At 69.3% G+C, this 16255-nt stretch carries 13 protein-coding genes; 8 read left to right on the top strand and 5 right to left on the bottom strand.

Going from position 1 to position 16255, the window contains the following annotated elements; genetic code table 11:
- Window positions 1-38 precede the first annotated feature (38 nt).
- The 8 genes from NVS83_RS07150 (at window position 39) to NVS83_RS07115 (ending at window position 10767) form a co-directional block, all read left to right on the top strand.
- Window positions 39-704 (top strand): amino acid ABC transporter permease, encoded by a 666-nt coding sequence (locus tag NVS83_RS07150; RefSeq protein ID WP_258738716.1) that lies wholly within the window; start codon window positions 39-41, stop codon window positions 702-704.
- Window positions 701-1366 carry an amino acid ABC transporter permease gene (locus NVS83_RS07145; RefSeq protein WP_258738715.1) on the top strand — a complete coding sequence of 222 codons (666 nt, stop codon included), beginning with the start codon at window positions 701-703 and terminating at the stop codon, window positions 1364-1366. The genes NVS83_RS07150 and NVS83_RS07145 overlap by 4 nt, the downstream gene beginning before the upstream one ends.
- Window positions 1363-2214, top strand: a complete 852-nt coding sequence (locus tag NVS83_RS07140) for an amino acid ABC transporter ATP-binding protein (protein WP_309486176.1) — start codon at window positions 1363-1365, stop codon at window positions 2212-2214. Before NVS83_RS07145 ends, NVS83_RS07140 begins: the two co-directional genes overlap by 4 nt.
- Window positions 2211-4277 carry an acetate--CoA ligase family protein gene (locus tag NVS83_RS07135; RefSeq protein WP_258738714.1) on the top strand — a complete coding sequence of 689 codons (2067 nt, stop codon included), beginning with the start codon at window positions 2211-2213 and terminating at the stop codon, window positions 4275-4277. Before NVS83_RS07140 ends, NVS83_RS07135 begins: the two co-directional genes overlap by 4 nt.
- Before the next feature lie 2 nt (window positions 4278-4279).
- Window positions 4280-5095, top strand: a complete 816-nt coding sequence (locus tag NVS83_RS07130) for an enoyl-CoA hydratase/isomerase family protein (protein WP_258731820.1) — start codon at window positions 4280-4282, stop codon at window positions 5093-5095.
- Window positions 5096-5230: 135 nt separating this feature from the next.
- Window positions 5231-7795 (top strand): trypsin-like peptidase domain-containing protein, encoded by a 2565-nt coding sequence (locus NVS83_RS07125; RefSeq protein WP_258738713.1) that lies wholly within the window; start codon window positions 5231-5233, stop codon window positions 7793-7795.
- Between the two features lie 150 nt (window positions 7796-7945).
- A complete protein-coding gene (locus tag NVS83_RS07120; RefSeq protein WP_258738712.1) occupies window positions 7946-8146 on the top strand; it encodes a DUF3309 family protein in 201 nt (66 codons plus the stop codon).
- 200 nt (window positions 8147-8346) lie between these two features.
- Window positions 8347-10767, top strand: coding sequence for a membrane-bound PQQ-dependent dehydrogenase, glucose/quinate/shikimate family (locus NVS83_RS07115; RefSeq protein ID WP_258738711.1), 2421 nt, complete (start codon window positions 8347-8349; stop codon window positions 10765-10767).
- 71 nt (window positions 10768-10838) lie between these two features.
- On the opposite strand, the gene NVS83_RS07110 is transcribed toward NVS83_RS07115, so the two are convergent.
- From NVS83_RS07110 to NVS83_RS07090, 5 genes are all read right to left on the bottom strand, one after another.
- Window positions 10839-11687, bottom strand: a complete 849-nt coding sequence (locus NVS83_RS07110) for an ABC transporter permease (RefSeq protein ID WP_258738710.1) — start codon at window positions 11685-11687, stop codon at window positions 10839-10841.
- Window positions 11629-12363, bottom strand: coding sequence for an ABC transporter ATP-binding protein (locus NVS83_RS07105; RefSeq protein WP_258738709.1), 735 nt, complete (start codon window positions 12361-12363; stop codon window positions 11629-11631). The genes NVS83_RS07110 and NVS83_RS07105 overlap by 59 nt, the downstream gene beginning before the upstream one ends.
- Window positions 12364-12461: 98 nt before the next feature.
- Window positions 12462-13877 (bottom strand): LLM class flavin-dependent oxidoreductase, encoded by a 1416-nt coding sequence (locus tag NVS83_RS07100; RefSeq protein ID WP_258738708.1) that lies wholly within the window; start codon window positions 13875-13877, stop codon window positions 12462-12464.
- 124 nt (window positions 13878-14001) lie between these two features.
- Window positions 14002-15000, bottom strand: a complete 999-nt coding sequence (locus tag NVS83_RS07095; protein WP_258738707.1) for an ABC transporter substrate-binding protein — start codon at window positions 14998-15000, stop codon at window positions 14002-14004.
- Between the two features lie 461 nt (window positions 15001-15461).
- Complete coding sequence (locus NVS83_RS07090; protein WP_258738706.1) at window positions 15462-16223, bottom strand: IclR family transcriptional regulator; 762 nt, start codon at window positions 16221-16223, stop codon at window positions 15462-15464.
- Window positions 16224-16255: the final 32 nt, after the last annotated feature.

The following is a 16255-nucleotide window of genomic DNA, read 5'->3' as shown; positions in this document are numbered from 1 at the left end:
CCTGCCCGCCGCCCTGCGGGACCTGGACGAGGCTGATCTTGGACCACTCCGCCTATCTGACCGGGCTGCGCCTCATCGCGACCGGCGCCGGCGTCACCGTGGCGATCTCGCTGTGCGCGATCGCCATCGGCTTTGCCATCGCGCTGCCGGTCTGCGCGGCGAACATGTCGGGAAGCCGCATCGCCCGCTTCCTCGGGCATTTCTATGTGAGCTTCTTCCGCGGCGTGCCGCTGCTGGTGCTGCTGCTGCTGATCTACTACCTGCTGCCCTTCGTCGGGCTTGAGCTGCCGTCCTTCGCGGCGGCGGCGCTGGGGCTCGGCGTGTGCACGGCGGCCTACCAGGCCGAGAACCTGCGCGGTGGCTTCCTCATCATCCCGGCCGGGCAGAGGGAGGCGGCGCTCGCCTTCTCCTATTCCCGCTACCAGAGCTGGCGCCACATCCTGCTGCCGCAGGCGATCCGCGCCGCCATGCCGATGATGGTCAACGAGATGATCGCCATCCTGAAGGCGTCCTCGCTGGTCTCCGTCGTCGGGGTGGCGGACATGACCCGGGTGGCGCAGAACATCGTCGCCCGCGATGTGCAGCCGCTGCTGTGGTACCCGGCCATCGCCTTCATCTACCTCGCCATCAACCTGACGCTCGCCCATTTCAGCCACCGTTCGGTGGGCAGGTTGCGGCGCAGCCGGCCGGAGTTCCGGCTGTGATCGATTTCAGCATCTTCACCGACGCCTGGCCGAGCCTGCTGAGCGGCTTCCTGCTCACCGTCGAGATCTGGCTGGCGGGCTGCGTGCTGGCGATGGCGGTCGGCGCCCCGCTCGGCTTCCTGCTTGCGGCGGGGCGGCGGCCGACCAAGGCGCTGGTGCGCGCCTATGTCGAGTTCTTCCGCGGCACGCCGCTGCTGGTGCAGCTCTTCGTGCTCTACTATGCCGGCCCCTCCATCGGCATCACGCTCGACGCGCTGCCGGCGGGCATCATCGGCCTCGGCCTCTATGGCGGGGCCTACTGCACGGAGATCGTCTGCGCCGGCCTCGAGGCGATCCCGCCGGGGCAGATCGGCGCCGCCCGCGCCTTCGGCTATTCGCGCAGCCAGACCCTGCGCCACATCGTGGTGCCGCAGATGCTGGTGCTGGTGCTGCCGCCGCTGGTGAACATCGCGATCTTCGTGCTCAAGGACACGGCGATCCTGTCCATCATCACCGTGCCCGAGCTCACCTTCCAGGTGACCGGACTGACCCTCGACACCTTCGCCTTCGTCGAGCCCTATCTCGCCCTGTCGGTCGGCTACTGGGTCCTGGTCGAGCTTACCGCCTCGCTGGGACGCCGCGCCGAGATCCGGGCCGCACGGTATCTGGAGACATCGGCATGACCACCCCAACCTCCGCCGCCCCGGACCGCGAGCCGCTGGTCGTCGTCCGCAACCTGTCGAAGTGGTACGGCGCCCACCAGGTGCTGCACAACGTCTCGATGGAAGTGAACCGCTCCGAGGTGCTGTGCATCATCGGCCCCTCCGGTTCCGGCAAGAGCACGCTGCTGCGCTGCGTGAACTTCCTCGAGGACTTCGCCGAGGGCGAGGTGCGGGTGGGCGGTCGCCTGCTCGGCTATCGCGAGGACCTCAAGGGCCGGCGCGTGCCCGACAGCCGCGAGAACGTGGCGCGGGTGCGCCGCGGCATCTCGATGGTGTTCCAGCAGTTCAATCTGTGGCCGCACCTCTCGGTGCTGGAGAACGTCGCCCAGCCGCTCGTCGTGGTGCAGCGCAAGCCGCGCGCCGAGGCCGAGGCCAAGGCCCGCCAGGTGCTGGACCGCGTCGGTCTCGCCGCCAAGCTCGACGCCTACCCGAACCAGCTTTCCGGCGGCCAGCAGCAGCGCGTGGGCATCGCCCGGGCGCTGGCGATCGACCCCGAACTGATCCTGTTCGACGAGCCGACCTCCGCGCTCGACCCCGAGCTGGTGGGCGAGGTGCTCCAGGTCATCAAGCGGCTCGCCGACGACGGGCTGACCATGGTCGTCGTGACCCACGAGATGGGCTTCGCGGCGCAGGTCGCCGACCGCGTGATCTTCATCGATCACGGCGCCATCGTCGAGCAGGGGCCGCCGCAGACGCTGTTCCGCAACCCCGGCAGCGAGCGGCTGGCGCAGTTCCTGGAGACCTGGGTCGAACGCAATCAGATCTTCACGGACGCCCCGTCCGTCGCGGATGGAGGGAAAGTCCTGTGAGTGCCATCGAACGCCTGCTGAGCCCACGCTCCATCGCCGTGGTCGGCGCCTCGCAGCGCGAGGAAGCCACCGGCACCCGCGTGGTCAAGAACCTGCAGGTCATGGGCTATGAGGGCCGGATCCTGCCGGTCAACCCGCGCTATGAGGAGATACTCGGGCTTCCCTGCTACCCCTCGCTCTCCGAGCTGCCGGAGCCGCCGGACGCGGCCTTCCTCGCCGTGCCGGCGACGGCGGGGCCCGATCTGGTCGAGGAGGCGGCGAAGCTCGGCATCAAGGCGCTGTTCCTGAACGCCAACGGCTATGCCGACGGCGACGCCGACGGCGTGGCGCTGCAGCAGCGCATCGAGGCGGTGGCGCGCGCCGAGGGGATCGCGATCTCCGGCCCCAACAATATCGGCCTCGTCAACGTGCACGACCGTGCCGCGATCTGGACGCCGCGCTACATGACGCCGATCCGCCCCGGCCCGGTGGCGGTGATCTCGCAGAGCGGCTCGGTCGCCATCATCCTCAGCGAGGACGAACGCAAGCTCGGCCTCGCCTATGTCATCACTGCCGGCAACGAGGCGGTGGTCGGCGTCGCCGACTATCTGGCGAGCGTCGCCGCCGATCCCCGCGTGTCGGTGATCATGCTGTTCGTGGAGACCATCCGCGAGCCGGAGCGCTTCGCCGCCGCCGCCCGTGCCGCCGCCGCGGCCGGCAAGCGGGTCATCGCCGTCAAGCTCGGCAGCAGCGAGGGCGGGCGCGTCGCGGTGCAGGCCCACACCGGCGGCCTCGCCGGCGACGACAAGCTCTACGACGCCTATTTCGCCGCGCTCGGCATCATCCGCGTGCACGATCTCGACGAGATGCTGGAGACCGCGACGCTGCTGGCGGCCAACCCGGCGCCGCCGCCGACCCCGAACACGGTGGTCGTCACGCTGTCGGGGGGCGAGGCGGCGCTGTTCGCCGATCTCGGCCACGACATGGGCCTTCCCTATCCGCCGCTGGCGCCCGAGACGCTGGCGGCGCTGCGCCCGGCCTTCCCGCCCTATTCGCGCATCGGCAACCCGCTCGACGCCTGGGGTCTCGGCTTCAACGCCGAGCGCTTCCGGCTGCAGATGGAGGCGCTGGCCGCCGACCCGAGCGTCGGCATCGTCGCCGTCTCGGTCGATGCGCCGGGCCAGGGCGGGGGCGACGTGCCCTACGCCATCATCATGGGCGAGATCTGCGGCTCGATCCCCACCGACAAGCGGTTCTGCTTCATCAACAACACCTCGGGCACCGGCGTGAACGCCGAGGTGCGCGCGGTGCTCGACACCGCCGGCATCGCCTATCTGTCCGGCATGCGCCCCGCGCTCGCCGCCATCAGGGCGCTGCGCACCCCGCTGGCGCGGGAGATCGCGCCGGCGCCCGCCCTGCCGCCGCTGCCCGAGGACGAGCCCTCCCGCTTCGCCTTCCTGCGCGAGGCCGGCGTGCCGATGGTGCGGGCCGGAAAGGCCGCCGACGCCGACCAGGCGGTCGCGCTGGCGGGCGCCTATGGCTACCCGGTCGTGCTGAAGGGCATCGCGCCCTCGCTGCCGCACAAGACCGAGCTCGGCCTCGTCAAGCTCGGCCTCGGCGACGAGGCGGGCGTGCGCGCGGCCTTCGCCGAGCTGTCGGCGATCCTCGCCGCCAACGGGGCGGGGCCTGACGCGATGGTGGTGGTGCAGGCGATGGCGAGCCCTGGCGTCGAGCTGATCCTCGGCATCCGCAACGAGCCCGGCTTCGGCAGCTTCACCCTTGCCGGCCCCGGCGGGGTGCTGGTCGAGGTCACCGCGCAGTCGAGCCTGCGCATGGGCCCGGTCGACGAGGAGATGGCGCGCCGGATGCTGGACGAGACCGTCGCCGGCACGCTGTTGCGCGGCGTGCGCGGCAAGGGGCCGTTCGACTTCGACGCCGCCGCCCGCGCCATCGCGCGCCTGTCGGAGGTCGGCGCGGCGCTGGCCGACCGCTTCGCCGCCATCGAGATCAATCCGCTCATCGTCGGCCCCGATGGCGTGGCCGGCGTCGACGTGCTGTTCGAAACCCACACCGGGAAGGCGTGATCATGACCTACCAGCATCTCATCTACGACGTCGAAGACCGCGTTGCCACGATCACGCTCAACCGCCCCGACCGCCACAACGCGCTGAGCCAGCCGCTGGTCGACGAGATCATCGCCGTGATGAAGGAGGTCGACGCCGACCCGGAGGTGCGGGTGGCGATCATCACCGGCGCGGGCGGCAAGGCGTTCTCCTCCGGCTACGACATCAAGGAATCCGCCGAGCTGCCCAAGCGCTCGCTGGCCGACTGGCGCGCGCGCATGCACAAGGACATCACCTTCACCTATTCGGTGTGGGACTGCTCCAAGCCCGTCATCGCCATGGTGGACGGCTTCTGCTTCGCCGGCGCGCTCGAATTCGCGATGTGCTGCGACATGCGCTACTGCTCGGACGTCTCGAAGTTCGCGGCCATCGAGGCGCGCTTCTCGGCCGGCATCGCCACCATGATCATGCCGTGGCTGCTCGGCCAGCGCTCGCGCGCGCTGATCTATTCCGGCGACACCATCGACGCCGAGGAGGCGTTCCGCCTCGGCCTCGTCGACAAGGTGTTCCCCAAGGCCGACGTCGCCGCCGAGGTTCGCAAGATCGCGTTGCGCATGTCGCGCGTGTCGATGGAGTGCCTGAAGGCGAACAAGCGGGCCATCAACCAGAGCTTCGAGATCATGGGCCTGCGCAACGCGATCGAATACGGCGCCGAGATCTGCGCCAGCATGGACGCGGTCGGCTCGCCCGAGGCCGAGACCTTCGACACCATCCGCCGCAGCGAGGGGCTTTCCGCGGCGCTGAAATGGCGCGCCGAGCAGTTCGCGCCCTTCGAGTGACGCCGCATCCGGCCGGCCCGCGGCACGGCGGGCCGCGCGCCGGTGCGCCGTAGCTCTGAGATACCCCCAATGCCCGGGATTGCGAGGGCCTTCCCGGGCGGTATGCTGCCGGTTCCAGAGAGGGGGCAAGGTGGCATGGCGCGTCGTCTTCCGGTCCTGCTGCTCGTCGCGGCGACGGCCCCGCTCGGCCCCGCCATCGCCGCCGCCGAAAGCTTCGTGCCGCCTCCCGGCACGCACTGGGTCACGCTCGCCAGCACCGGCGACATCGATGCCGCCATCGCCATCGCGCGCGCCTATGGCGACAAGGCGCGGGTGGTGAAGGCGAAGAACGGCTGGTACGCCGTCACGCTGGAGCCGCGCGCGGGCACGCTTGAGGCGATCCGCCGGCAGGTCGACTGGCCGCCCCTGCCGGCCGACGCGCTGCTGTCGAAGGGCTCGGGCTACATGCAGACCGTCTGGCGCGCCTCCGAGGTGCAGCAGGCGCGCGCGACGGTCACCAGGGACACGCCCGGCACGGCGAGGATGGACGGCCTCAGCGTCACCCTCACCCGCGAGCGCGCGCCGGAGGGATGGACCGCGCATCTCGTCGGCCGCGACGCTGGCGGGGTGGCGTTCGACCTGCGCCACGCCTTCCCGGAGGCGGTCGACTACGAATCCTCCCTGACGCTGGTCGAGCTCGACCGGTCCAACGCCACGCCCGAGATCGTGTTCGACGCCTTCTCCGGCGGCGCGCATTGCTGCACGACCTCGATCGCGCTCACCCGCTCGCGCGCAGGCGACTGGCGTTTCGTTGATCTCGGTACGCGCGACGGCGGCGGGCTGGACTTCGAGGACGTGGACGGCGACGGCGCGGCGGAGATCGTCCGCGGCGACGAGCGCTTCCTCTACGCCTTCGATTCCTATGCCGGATCGATGCAGCCGATCCTTATCGACCGGCTCGACGGCACCGAGCTCGACGAGGTGACGATGCGCCCCGCCTTCCGCCACCGTCTGGTGCAGGACGTGCGGTGGATGGAGTTCTACGCGAAGCTGGAGCCCGACCAGTGGCACGCCAACGGCTTCCTCGCCGCATGGGTCGCGGCCAGGACCCGGATCGGCGAGGGCGGTGAAGCCTGGGAGCGCATGCTGCCGCTCTACGATCGGAACTCGGATTTCGGCCTTGAGACCTGCGCCGTGTTGGTCGCGCTGAAGGATTGCCCGGCCGCCAGCCGCCGCAAGCTGTCCTTTCCCGAGGGGCTGCGCCGCTTCATGAAGGAGATCGGCTATGGCGATGCGCCGGGCGGGGAGAGCCCAACCGCCGCGACCCAGGCGCCGGCGACCCAGGCACCCGCCTCCACGACCCTGAAGGAGGCCCGCGCGGCCTTCCTCGCCATGCCGCTGAAGAAGCGGCAGGACATCCAGGTTCTCCTCGCCGTGACCGGATACTGGCCCGCCGTGGCCGGCGACGGCTTCGGGCCGAAGCTGTTGGCGGCGATCCGCTCCTTCCAGCGCGACGTCGGGCGGGTGGCGAGCGGCATTGTCGGCGACGGGGACTACGAGGCGCTGCGGCAGGCCGCCTCGCCGCTGCTGCGCACGTGGTCGCTCGAACGGGTGACGCATCCCGGCACCCGCGCCGCGCTCTGGGTGCCGAGCGGCCTCGCCCCACTCGTCGCCCGCACCGATGGCGGCCTCTCCTTCAGCTCGGCGCGGGACGACGTGTCGGTCTCCTTCTCCTACCTCCCGCGCGTCTCGGCCATCTTCGGCTATCAGGTCCTCATCGGCGCGCTGAAGCAGCACGTCATCGACTATTCGGTGGTGAAGCCGGACTTCTTCGTCATCAGCTCGCATCTCGGCCAGATGTCCCAGTACACGCGCTTCGAGGAGACGCCGGGAGGCGTCGTCGGCTTCACCCTGATCTGGCCGTCGGATTCGCCCGTCCATGGCGAGCGCCTGTCGACCGTGATGTCGGACCTGTTCCGCGCCGAGAACGAGCTCGGCCAGCACCGGTCGCCGCCCGAACCTCTCGCGGAGGTCGCGCTGGCCCCGGACCGGCGCGCCGAGCCGACCATCGCGCACGCGGCCCCAGAGGACCCCGACGCGAGCGAGGAGACTACCGGCTCCGGCTTCTTCGTCGCCGCCGACGAGTTGCTGACCAACGCGCATGTGGTCAGGGGCTGCACCAACGTGACGGTCGCCGTCGGCGGCGAGGGGGCGCCGGGCACAGTGCTCGGGCGCGACGAGACCAACGATCTGGCGCTGGTGCGCACCAGCGCGCGCTCGCGCGCCGTCGCGAAGCTGCGCAGCGGCGTGCGGCTCGGTGAGGACGTCGCCGTGTTCGGCTATCCGCTCAGCGGCCTGCTGGCGAGCTCGGGCAATTTCACCAAGGGCACGGTGACCGCGACCGCCGGCATGGGCGACGATACGCGGCGCCTGCAGATTTCGGCCCCGGTGCAGCCCGGAAACAGCGGCGGGCCGCTGCTCGACGAGGCCGGCAACGTGGTCGGCGTGGTGGTGTCGAAGATCAACGCCGTCGCCGTCGCCGCCGTGACCGACGACATCCCGCAGAACATCAACTTCGCCATCAAGACGGCGATCGCCGTCAGCTTCCTCGAGGCGAAGGGCGTCGGCTACACGGCCGGCGCGCCCGGCGAGACGCTCAAATCGGCGGATCTTGCCGAGAAGGCCCAGTCCTTCTCCGCCGCCATAAGCTGCATCCGCTAGCGCGAAGCGCGAAGCGCGAACCGCAGCCCGCGACCCGGGGGAACCGAGGGCCGGGAACCGGGAGCCGGCGCGGCGCATTGCCGTGATGGTTCCGGGACAGGGCCCAGTCGGCACAGGGCCCGACTGGGAAAGGCTATCGGGGAGAGCGCTATGCAGACCCTTCTGATCGTGATCCTCATCCTCCTCCTGCTCGGCGGGGGAGGATTCTTCGGCCACCGCGCCTATGGGATGCGCGGTCTTCTCATCGTCCTCGTCGTCATGCTGCTCATTCTCGCGGTGATCGGCTTCGTCAGCGACGAGTTCGCCGTCGGGCCGGGCGTCGCGCCCATCATGACGCCGCCGCCGCAATAGGCGCGCGCCCCCCGGCCGGCGTGTCGAAGGCCGGAAATCGCGTAGTTTCAATGCGTTAATGACGATGCGTCAGGGGTGTGCCAGACCGCGAAACTGACGGTAGGGAAGTAGTCTTTTTGTGCCGGAGACGGCCATAAAATCGGGAACCATCCGCGCCCGGGGCCGGTTTCACCCGCACTGTCCCCCGAGAAGAACGCGGAATGACCATGTCAGACATCCATCACGTCCACACCGCATCGGTGTGGGCGACTCGCATCCTTGGCGTTGTCCTTGCGCTGATCGGTATCACCCTTCTGGTGGGTGGCGTCTGGCTGATCAGCCTCGGCGGCTCACCCTATTACGCCCTCGCCGGAGCCGGTCTCCTGGTGTCGGGTGTGCTCATTGCGATGCGACGAAGCCTCGGCGTCTGGCTCTATGTGATCGTCTTCCTGGCGACAATCGCCTGGGCCTTCTGGGAGGTCGGCGCCAATGGCTGGGCCCTCGTGCCGCGGACCGTGGCGCCGCTGGTGCTGCTCGTCTTCGTGCTCGCCGCGCTGCCGGCGATGCGGCCCTACACCTATGGCTGGCGCACCGCCTGGGGCGCGATCGCTTGCGTGCTGGTGATCGCGGTCGGGGTCGGCGCCGCCATCGCCTACAGTGCCCCGCCATTCCTGAAGAGCCCGGTTCCCGGCGCCACCGAGGCCGGCATGGGCGAGCCCTCGCTGCAGAAGGTGGGCGAGAACTGGCCCGCCTATGGCGGCACCTACAGCGCCCGGCGCTACTCGCCGCTCGACCAGATCAACGCCGGCAATGTCGGCGAGCTGAAGCGGGCCTGGCTGGTCCATACCGGCGACATGCCGCAATCCGACTTCGCCGCCGGCAAGTACGGCGCCGAGAACACGCCGCTCAAGGTCGGCGGGCTGCTCTATGTCTGCACGCCGAAGAACATCATGATCGCCTATGACGCGGCGACCGGCGAGCAGCGCTGGCGCTACGATCCCGGCGTGCCGGACCAGGCCATTCCCTACACGGCGGCCTGCCGCGGCGTGGCCTATTACGTGGTGCCCGGCGCCAGCGCGGACGCCGCCTGCGCCACGCGCATCATCGAGGGCACGCTCGACGCGCGCCTGATCGCGGTCGACGCGCGCACCGGCAAGCCCTGCGCCGACTTCGGCGAGGACGGGCAGGTCTCGACCTCCCAGAACATGGGCAGCATCGTGCCCGGCATGGTGTCGATGACCTCCGCGCCCACCATCGTGCGCGGCGTGATCGTGATCGGGCACCAGATCCTCGACGGCCAGAAGCGCGACGCCCCGTCGGGCGTGATCAAGGGCTTCGACGCGGTCACCGGTGCGCAGCGCTGGGGTTGGGACATGACCCAGCCGGACCTGCCCAATCCGCCGCCGGAGGGCAAGATCTACACCCGCGGCACGCCCAACATGTGGACCACCGCGACCGGCGACGAGGCGCTCGGCTATGTCTACCTGCCGCTCGGCAATTCGGCCGACGACTACTGGAGCGGCAGCCGCTCGGACGCCGAGAACGCCTACAGCTCCTCGCTCACCGCGATCGACGTGACCACCGGCAAGCCGGTCTGGTCGTTCCAGACCGTGCACAAGGACGTGTGGGACTACGACCTCGGCTCGCAGGCGACGCTGGTCGACTACCCGACGGCGAAAGGCTCGGTGCCGGCGCTGGTGCTGCCCAGCAAGAAGGGCGACATCTACATCCTCGACCGCCGCACCGGAAAGCCGCTGACCGGCGTCGAGGAGCGGCCGGTGGCGCAGGGCGGGGTGGAGCCGGACCAGCGCTCGCCCACCCAGCCCTTCTCGCTCTACCACACGCTGCGCAAGCCCGACCTGACCGAGGCCTCGATGTGGGGGATGTCGCCGATCGACCAGATGGCCTGCCGCATCCAGTTCCGCGAGGCGTCCTACAAGGGCTTCTACACGCCGCCGACCAGCGACACCCATTCGGTGGAGTATCCCGGCTACAATGGCGGCTCGGACTGGGGCGGCGTGGCGGTCGACCCCAAGCGTGGCATCGTCATCGCCAACTACAACGACATGCCGAACTACAACCGGCTGGTGCCGCGCGCGGAGGCGGACAAGCTGGGCTGGAAGCCGCGTGGCGAGGCGAGCGGCGGCGATCTCGGCAGCGGCGCCGAGGGCGCCGGCGACCCGCAGGCGGGTGTGCCCTACGCCATCAACGTCAATGCCGGATGGCGCCTGCCCTTCACCGGCCTGCTGTGCAAGCAGCCCCCCTATGGAGGCATCCAGGCCTTCGACCTGAAGTCGGGCAAGACGCTGTGGGACCGTCCCCTCGGCCAGGCGCTCAACAACGGGCCGTTCGGCATACCCTCCATGCTGCCGGTGAACATCGGCACGCCCAACAATGGCGGCGCGCTCGTCACCGCCGGCGGCCTGATCTTCATCGCCGCCGCCACCGACGACCTGATCCGGGCGATCGACATCGAGACCGGCAAGACGGTGTGGGAGGACAAGCTGCCGGCGGGCGGGCAGGCGACGCCCATGACCTATGAGGCCAACGGCCGGCAATACGTCGTCATCATGACCGGCGGCCACCACTTCATGGAGACGCCGATCGGCGACGAGGTGATCGCCTACGCCCTGCCGAAATAGGCCCGGCCGGACATCCTATCGGCGCGGATCGCCATTGAGTGCGGTGCGCGCCGTGCCGCGTCGAGGGCCCTCTAGAGCCGGCCCTCGTCATTGCCGACATACCACGGGCAGAAAAGGCGCTCGGCGCCGCTGACGAGATAGAACAGGCAGATGCCGAGGATCGCCAGCAGCGTTATCGCCCCGAAGACGAGGGCGGTGTTCATCGTGCTGGAGAAGGTCAGGATCAGGTAGCCGAGCCCCCGGTCCGAGCCGACGAACTCGCCGACCACGGCGCCGATCAGCGCCAGCGCCATGGCCACCTTCATGCCGCTGAACAGGTAGGGCATGGCGAAGGGCAGCCGGACCTTCCAGAACACCTTGAGGTTGGGCGAGTCGAGCGAGCGGCTGAGCTCGAGCAGCTCGCGCGGCACCGCCGCCATGCCGGCCGAGGTGTTGATGACGATCGGGAAGAACGCCGTCACCGAAGCGATCAGCACCTTCGATTCTGTGCCGTAGCCGATCCAGATGAGCAGGATCGGCGCCAGCGCCACCTTCGGCACCGACTGCAGCACGACGAGGATCGGATAGACCACCTTGCGTGCCAGCGGCGACAGCACGATCAGGATCGACAGCGGCACGCCGACCACCACGCTCAGGCAGAAGCCGAGCAGCACCTCGACGGTCGTGGTGTAGAGGTGGAGCGGCAATATAGCCCGCGCGCCCCACAGTTCGACGAGGATGCGGCTCGGCGAGGGCAGCAGCCAGGTCGGCACGTCGCCCCACTCACAGGAGAGCTCCCACACCGCGATCAGCACCGCGAAGACGAGCACCGCGGCGGCGTTCTCGCGCACGAAGCGCATCACCCGCGAGGGGACGGGACGGTCAGTGGCCGGCTCCGGCGATGATGGAGCGGATTTGCTGAGCGTAGCGGCCGTATTCATCGGTTGACACCATGTCCATGCCGCGGGGGCGCGGCAGCGTGATCGGGATGGACGCGGCGATGCGCCCGGGGCGGGCGGTCATCACCAGCACGCGGTCGGCGAGGAGGATGCCCTCCTGGATGCTGTGCGTGACGAACAGCACCGTCTTGCGCCGCTCGCTCCAGATGCGCAGCAGCTCGATGCCGAGATCTTCGCGGGTCATGGCGTCGAGCGCGGCGAAGGGCTCGTCCATCATCAGCAGCACGGGATCGTAGATGAGCGCCCGGCAGATCGCGACGCGTTGCTGCATGCCGCCGGAAAGCTCGCTCGGCATGGCGCTCTCGAAGCCCTTGAGCCCGACCAGCTCCAGGAGCTCGCGCGCCTGCTCGGCATGCTTGCGCGGCGAGCGCCCCATCATCTCGATCGGGAACAGCACGTTGTCGAGCACGCTGCGCCACGGCATCAGGATCGGCTGCTGGAAGACCATGCCGATGCGCGAGGTCGGCTTCGCCAGCGGGCGGCCCTCGAACAGCACCTCGCCGCCGGTCGCGCGCACCACGCTTGCCGCGATCTTCATCAGGGTGCTCTTGCCGCAGCCGCTGGGACCGAGCAGGGTGACGAACTCGTCGCGGCCGACGCTGGCGTCGATGCCGTCGAGGGCGCGGGTTACCCGGCCGGAGCGGCCGGTATAGTCCATCGACAAATTGCGGAACTGGAGAATGGGATCATCCGCGGACGGCGCCGGCGCCGGCTCTGCCGCCCGCGCGGACGATCGCCTCATCGGCAGGGCCATCGTCATCCATCATCCTTTCTGCTTCGGCATCGGCGCGCAGTGCGCGCACGCGACGTTGCGGCCCGCGATGGCGCCGCATTCAGTGAACCGCATGGATTTCCCGCAGGACGGCGCAGCCCCAGATGCTCGCGCAGCGTCGTGCCGGTGTAGTCCGTCCGGAACAGGCCCCGCTCCTGCAATTCCGGCACCACCATCTCGATGAATTCGCGCAGGCCGAGCGGCAGCACCGGGGGCTGCACCAGGAAACCGTCCACGCCGCGCTCGACGAACCAGCGCTCCATCTGGTCGGCAATCTCCGTCGGCGTTCCGAGCACGGTGCGCTGGCCACGGGCGGCGCCGTAGCGCTGGTACATCTGGCGCACCGTCAGCTCTTCCTTGAAGAGGTAGGCATAGCGCGGGTTGGTGCGGCGCTGCTCGGCCGGGATGATGTGATCGGGCAGCGGCTTGTCGACGTCGACGTCGGAAAGGTCGATGCCGCCCAGCGCGTTCGAGAGCAGCTCCTTGCCGACCGCCGGATGGATCGACCTGTTGAGGAAGTCGAGCTTCTCCTCGGCTTCCTTCCGGCTCGTGCCGACGACGACGTTGAGGCCCGGCATCACCAGAAGGTCGTCGGCCGAACGCCCGAACGTCGCCGCGTGCGCCTTCATATCCCGGTAGAAGGCCTGCGCCCGCTCGAGATCGTGCAGCGGCGTGAACAGCACCTCGGCGATCCGCGCCGCGAGGTCCTTGCCGACATCCGACGCGCTCGCCTGGAACAGCACCGGGTAGCCCTGCGGCGGGCGGGCGATGTTCAGCGGGCCGCGCACCGCGAAGTGTTCGCCATGGTGGCCGAGGAAATGGAGCTTCTCGGGCAGCAGGTAGCGCCCGGAGGCACGGTCGCGGACGAAGGCGTCGTCGTCATAGCTGTCCCACAGCCCCTTCACGACGTCGACGAACTCGGAGGCGCGCTGGTAGCGCTCGCCATGGCCGTAATGGGCCTCGCGGCCGAAATTGTAGGCCTCGCTGACGTTGCCCGACGTCACCACGTTCCAGCCGGCGCGCCCGCCGCTCAGATGGTCGAGCGAGGCGTATTTGCGCGCGAGGTTGTAGGGCTCGTTGTAGCTCGTGGTCGCGGTGGCGACGAGGCCGATCCGGCTGGTCGCGGCGGCGAGGCCGGACAGCAGCACGACCGGGTCGAAGAAGCACATATATTGCGGCCAGCGCGACAGGCCCTCGAGGTCCCCGTCGCGGGTCGCCACCGCATCGGCGAGGAAGACGAGGTCGAACTTCGCCGCCTCCGCCATCCGCGTCATCTCGACGTAATGGGCGAAGTTGGTGCCGGCGTCGATCTGGGCGCCGGGATGGTGCCAGGCGGCGATGTGATGGCCCGTCGGGTGGAAGAACGCCCCGAGCTTCATCTGCCGTTTCGCGGTGCTCACGCTCGGGCGACTCCTCTGGTGGCCGGCGCCGGAACGGGCCGGCGGGCGCGCCGGCGCGGGCTTGCGCCCGGCCGGGCGGGGACCGGATCGTGGGTCCGGGCCCCGTGTGGCGGTGAGCTCGCGGTCAGCTCTTCTTGGGCAGGAAGTCGAGCGTGTAGATCTGGTCGAGCGGCAGGACCTTCTTCAGGCCGATGAGGTCCACCAGGTCCTTCTGCATCTGCGTCATGCGGTCGGCGTCGACATAGCCGAGGCCGTGCTTGGCCTCCTCCGGCGTCATCGCCGAGTCCTTCTCGTCGAGCAGCTCCGCCTCGCCGACGTCGGTCTCGATCTGCGGGTTGGACTTGCGCAGGATCTCGACCGCCTCGGGCATGTGGGCGAACGACCATTCGGTGGCCTTGATCGAGGCCCGCACGAAGCGCCGGATGAGGTCCGGGTTCGACTTGATGAGTTCGTCGCTGGCGATCAGCGCATTGCCATAGACCTGCACGCCGTAGTCGCCGAAGCCGAAGGCGTCGATGTGGAGCCCTTCCTTGGCCGCGCCCTTGCGGTAGCGCACGAGATAGGAGCTCTGGTCGAGCACCGCGTCGACCTGCCGGGACAGCAGCAGCGGCAGGAAGGTCGCCGGTGCCGTCACCACCTCCTCGAAGCTGGTGCGGTCGAGATTGTTGGCCTTCAGGAAGGCCGGGAACATGTTGACCGAGGCGCCGGCGGCGGAGCGGCCGATCTTCCGGCCCTTGAGGTCGGCGGGCGTCTTGATGCCCGATTCCGTGACGTAGAGGATCGCCACCGACGACTTGCCGGACATCATGGCGACGATCTTCACCGGCGAGCCGTCATTGGCCTGGGCGGCGAGGATGGCGGCCGAGTCGGCGAGGCCGAAGGTGGATTCGCCGGCGGCGATGCGCTTGATGGTGTCGCCCGAGCCGCTGCCGCGCGAGATCGTCACGTCGAGCCCCTCGTCGGCGTAGAAGCCCTTGGCCTGCCCGACGAAGAAGGCGGCGTTCTTGCCGCTGACCAGCCACGGCAGCGCGAGGCGGACCTGGTCCGCGGCGCGCGCCGGCGACGGGCCGAGCGTGCAGGCCAGCACTGCGGCGGCCGCGACCAGCGCGAGAGCGCCGCCCATCTTCGACACAGGTCGGCTGGTCCGTGCTTCGGCGCAGTTCGGCATCGGTGCAAACTCCCCTCTGGATGGCGACCGTCAGGTCATGTCCTCTCGGGCGTTCGAGCCTTCGACGCCCGCCGGCCCGGGCACCGCCCGGACTGCGGCGAAATCCGCCCGGGTCCGATCCGGTGTGTCTATCATTAGTATGACTAGCTCACAGGACGTTATCAGTGCGATACTGCGCCCAGCAACAGATTCATCTGCAATCTCTGGATGTTATCTAATCAAAGGACGGCTAATCTTTGGGCGCGATGCCGGCCCGCTGGGCGGGTATCGATTCCTTCGGCGATTTGCCTCCAGAAGGGCGCCTGCAGCCTCCGGCGCGGGCCAAAAGCCGCCTCGCGGCATCGAAAGGAGCGCCGCTTCCGGCGCATCGCTTGCACCCGCGCAATGCGCGTGCGCGCGCCTAATCGTCCTTAGCCCTAACCGTCCTCGCGCATCAGGGCACTGAGCTGCGCGGCGTGTTCGCTTACTTCGTCGATCATCTCTTCGCGCCGCTCCAGATAGCGGCTCGAGATCGCCGCGATGTCGAGCGCGGCGATCACCCGGCCGGCGGCGTCGCACACCGGCGCGGCGATGCCGGTCGAGCCGAGGTCCATCTCCTGGTCGGAGATGGCGAAGCCCTCATGCGCGGCCTGGTCGATGCGCCGGCGGATCGTCAGCCGGTCGACGACGGTGAAGCGGGTGTACTTCACCAGTCGCTCATGGGCGAGATAGTGATCCACCTCCCGCCGCTCGCGCCCCGCCAGCAGCACCCGCCCCATCGCCGAGCAATAGGAGGGCAGGCCGCCGGAGAACGGCGTGTCGTAGTTGAGCTCTCGCGTGCCGGTGCATTTGACCACCGTGCGCAGCCGGCATTCGTGGTTCAGCACGCCGAGCATGATGGTCTCGCCGACCCTGTTGCGCAGCCGGCTAATGATCGGCCCCGCATGCGCCACCAGCCCGGCTTCCGGGCCGTTGATCCATCCCGGCCCGTTGCGGCAGGCCTCGTTCAGCACATAGAGGTCATCCTCGGTGCGCGAGGCGTAGCCGCGCCCGACCAGCGTGCGCATCAGCCCCAGCGCGCTGCTCTTCGGGTAGCCCAGCTCATAGGCCACGTCCTTCAGCGATACGGGTTTGCGCGCCCGGGCGAGGAGCTCCAGGATCTCCAGTACGCGTACCGCGCTCTTCACCTCGTCGTTCATGTATGTGAACCAACTTGCCCTTGTTGAAGAAC

It is taken from the genome of Ancylobacter mangrovi, from assembly GCF_024752335.1.
GTDB classification, from domain to species: Bacteria; Pseudomonadota; Alphaproteobacteria; order Rhizobiales; family Xanthobacteraceae; genus Ancylobacter; species Ancylobacter mangrovi.
Note: the sequence above shows the minus strand (reverse complement) of the source record. Positions and strands in the feature narration are given on the sequence as shown.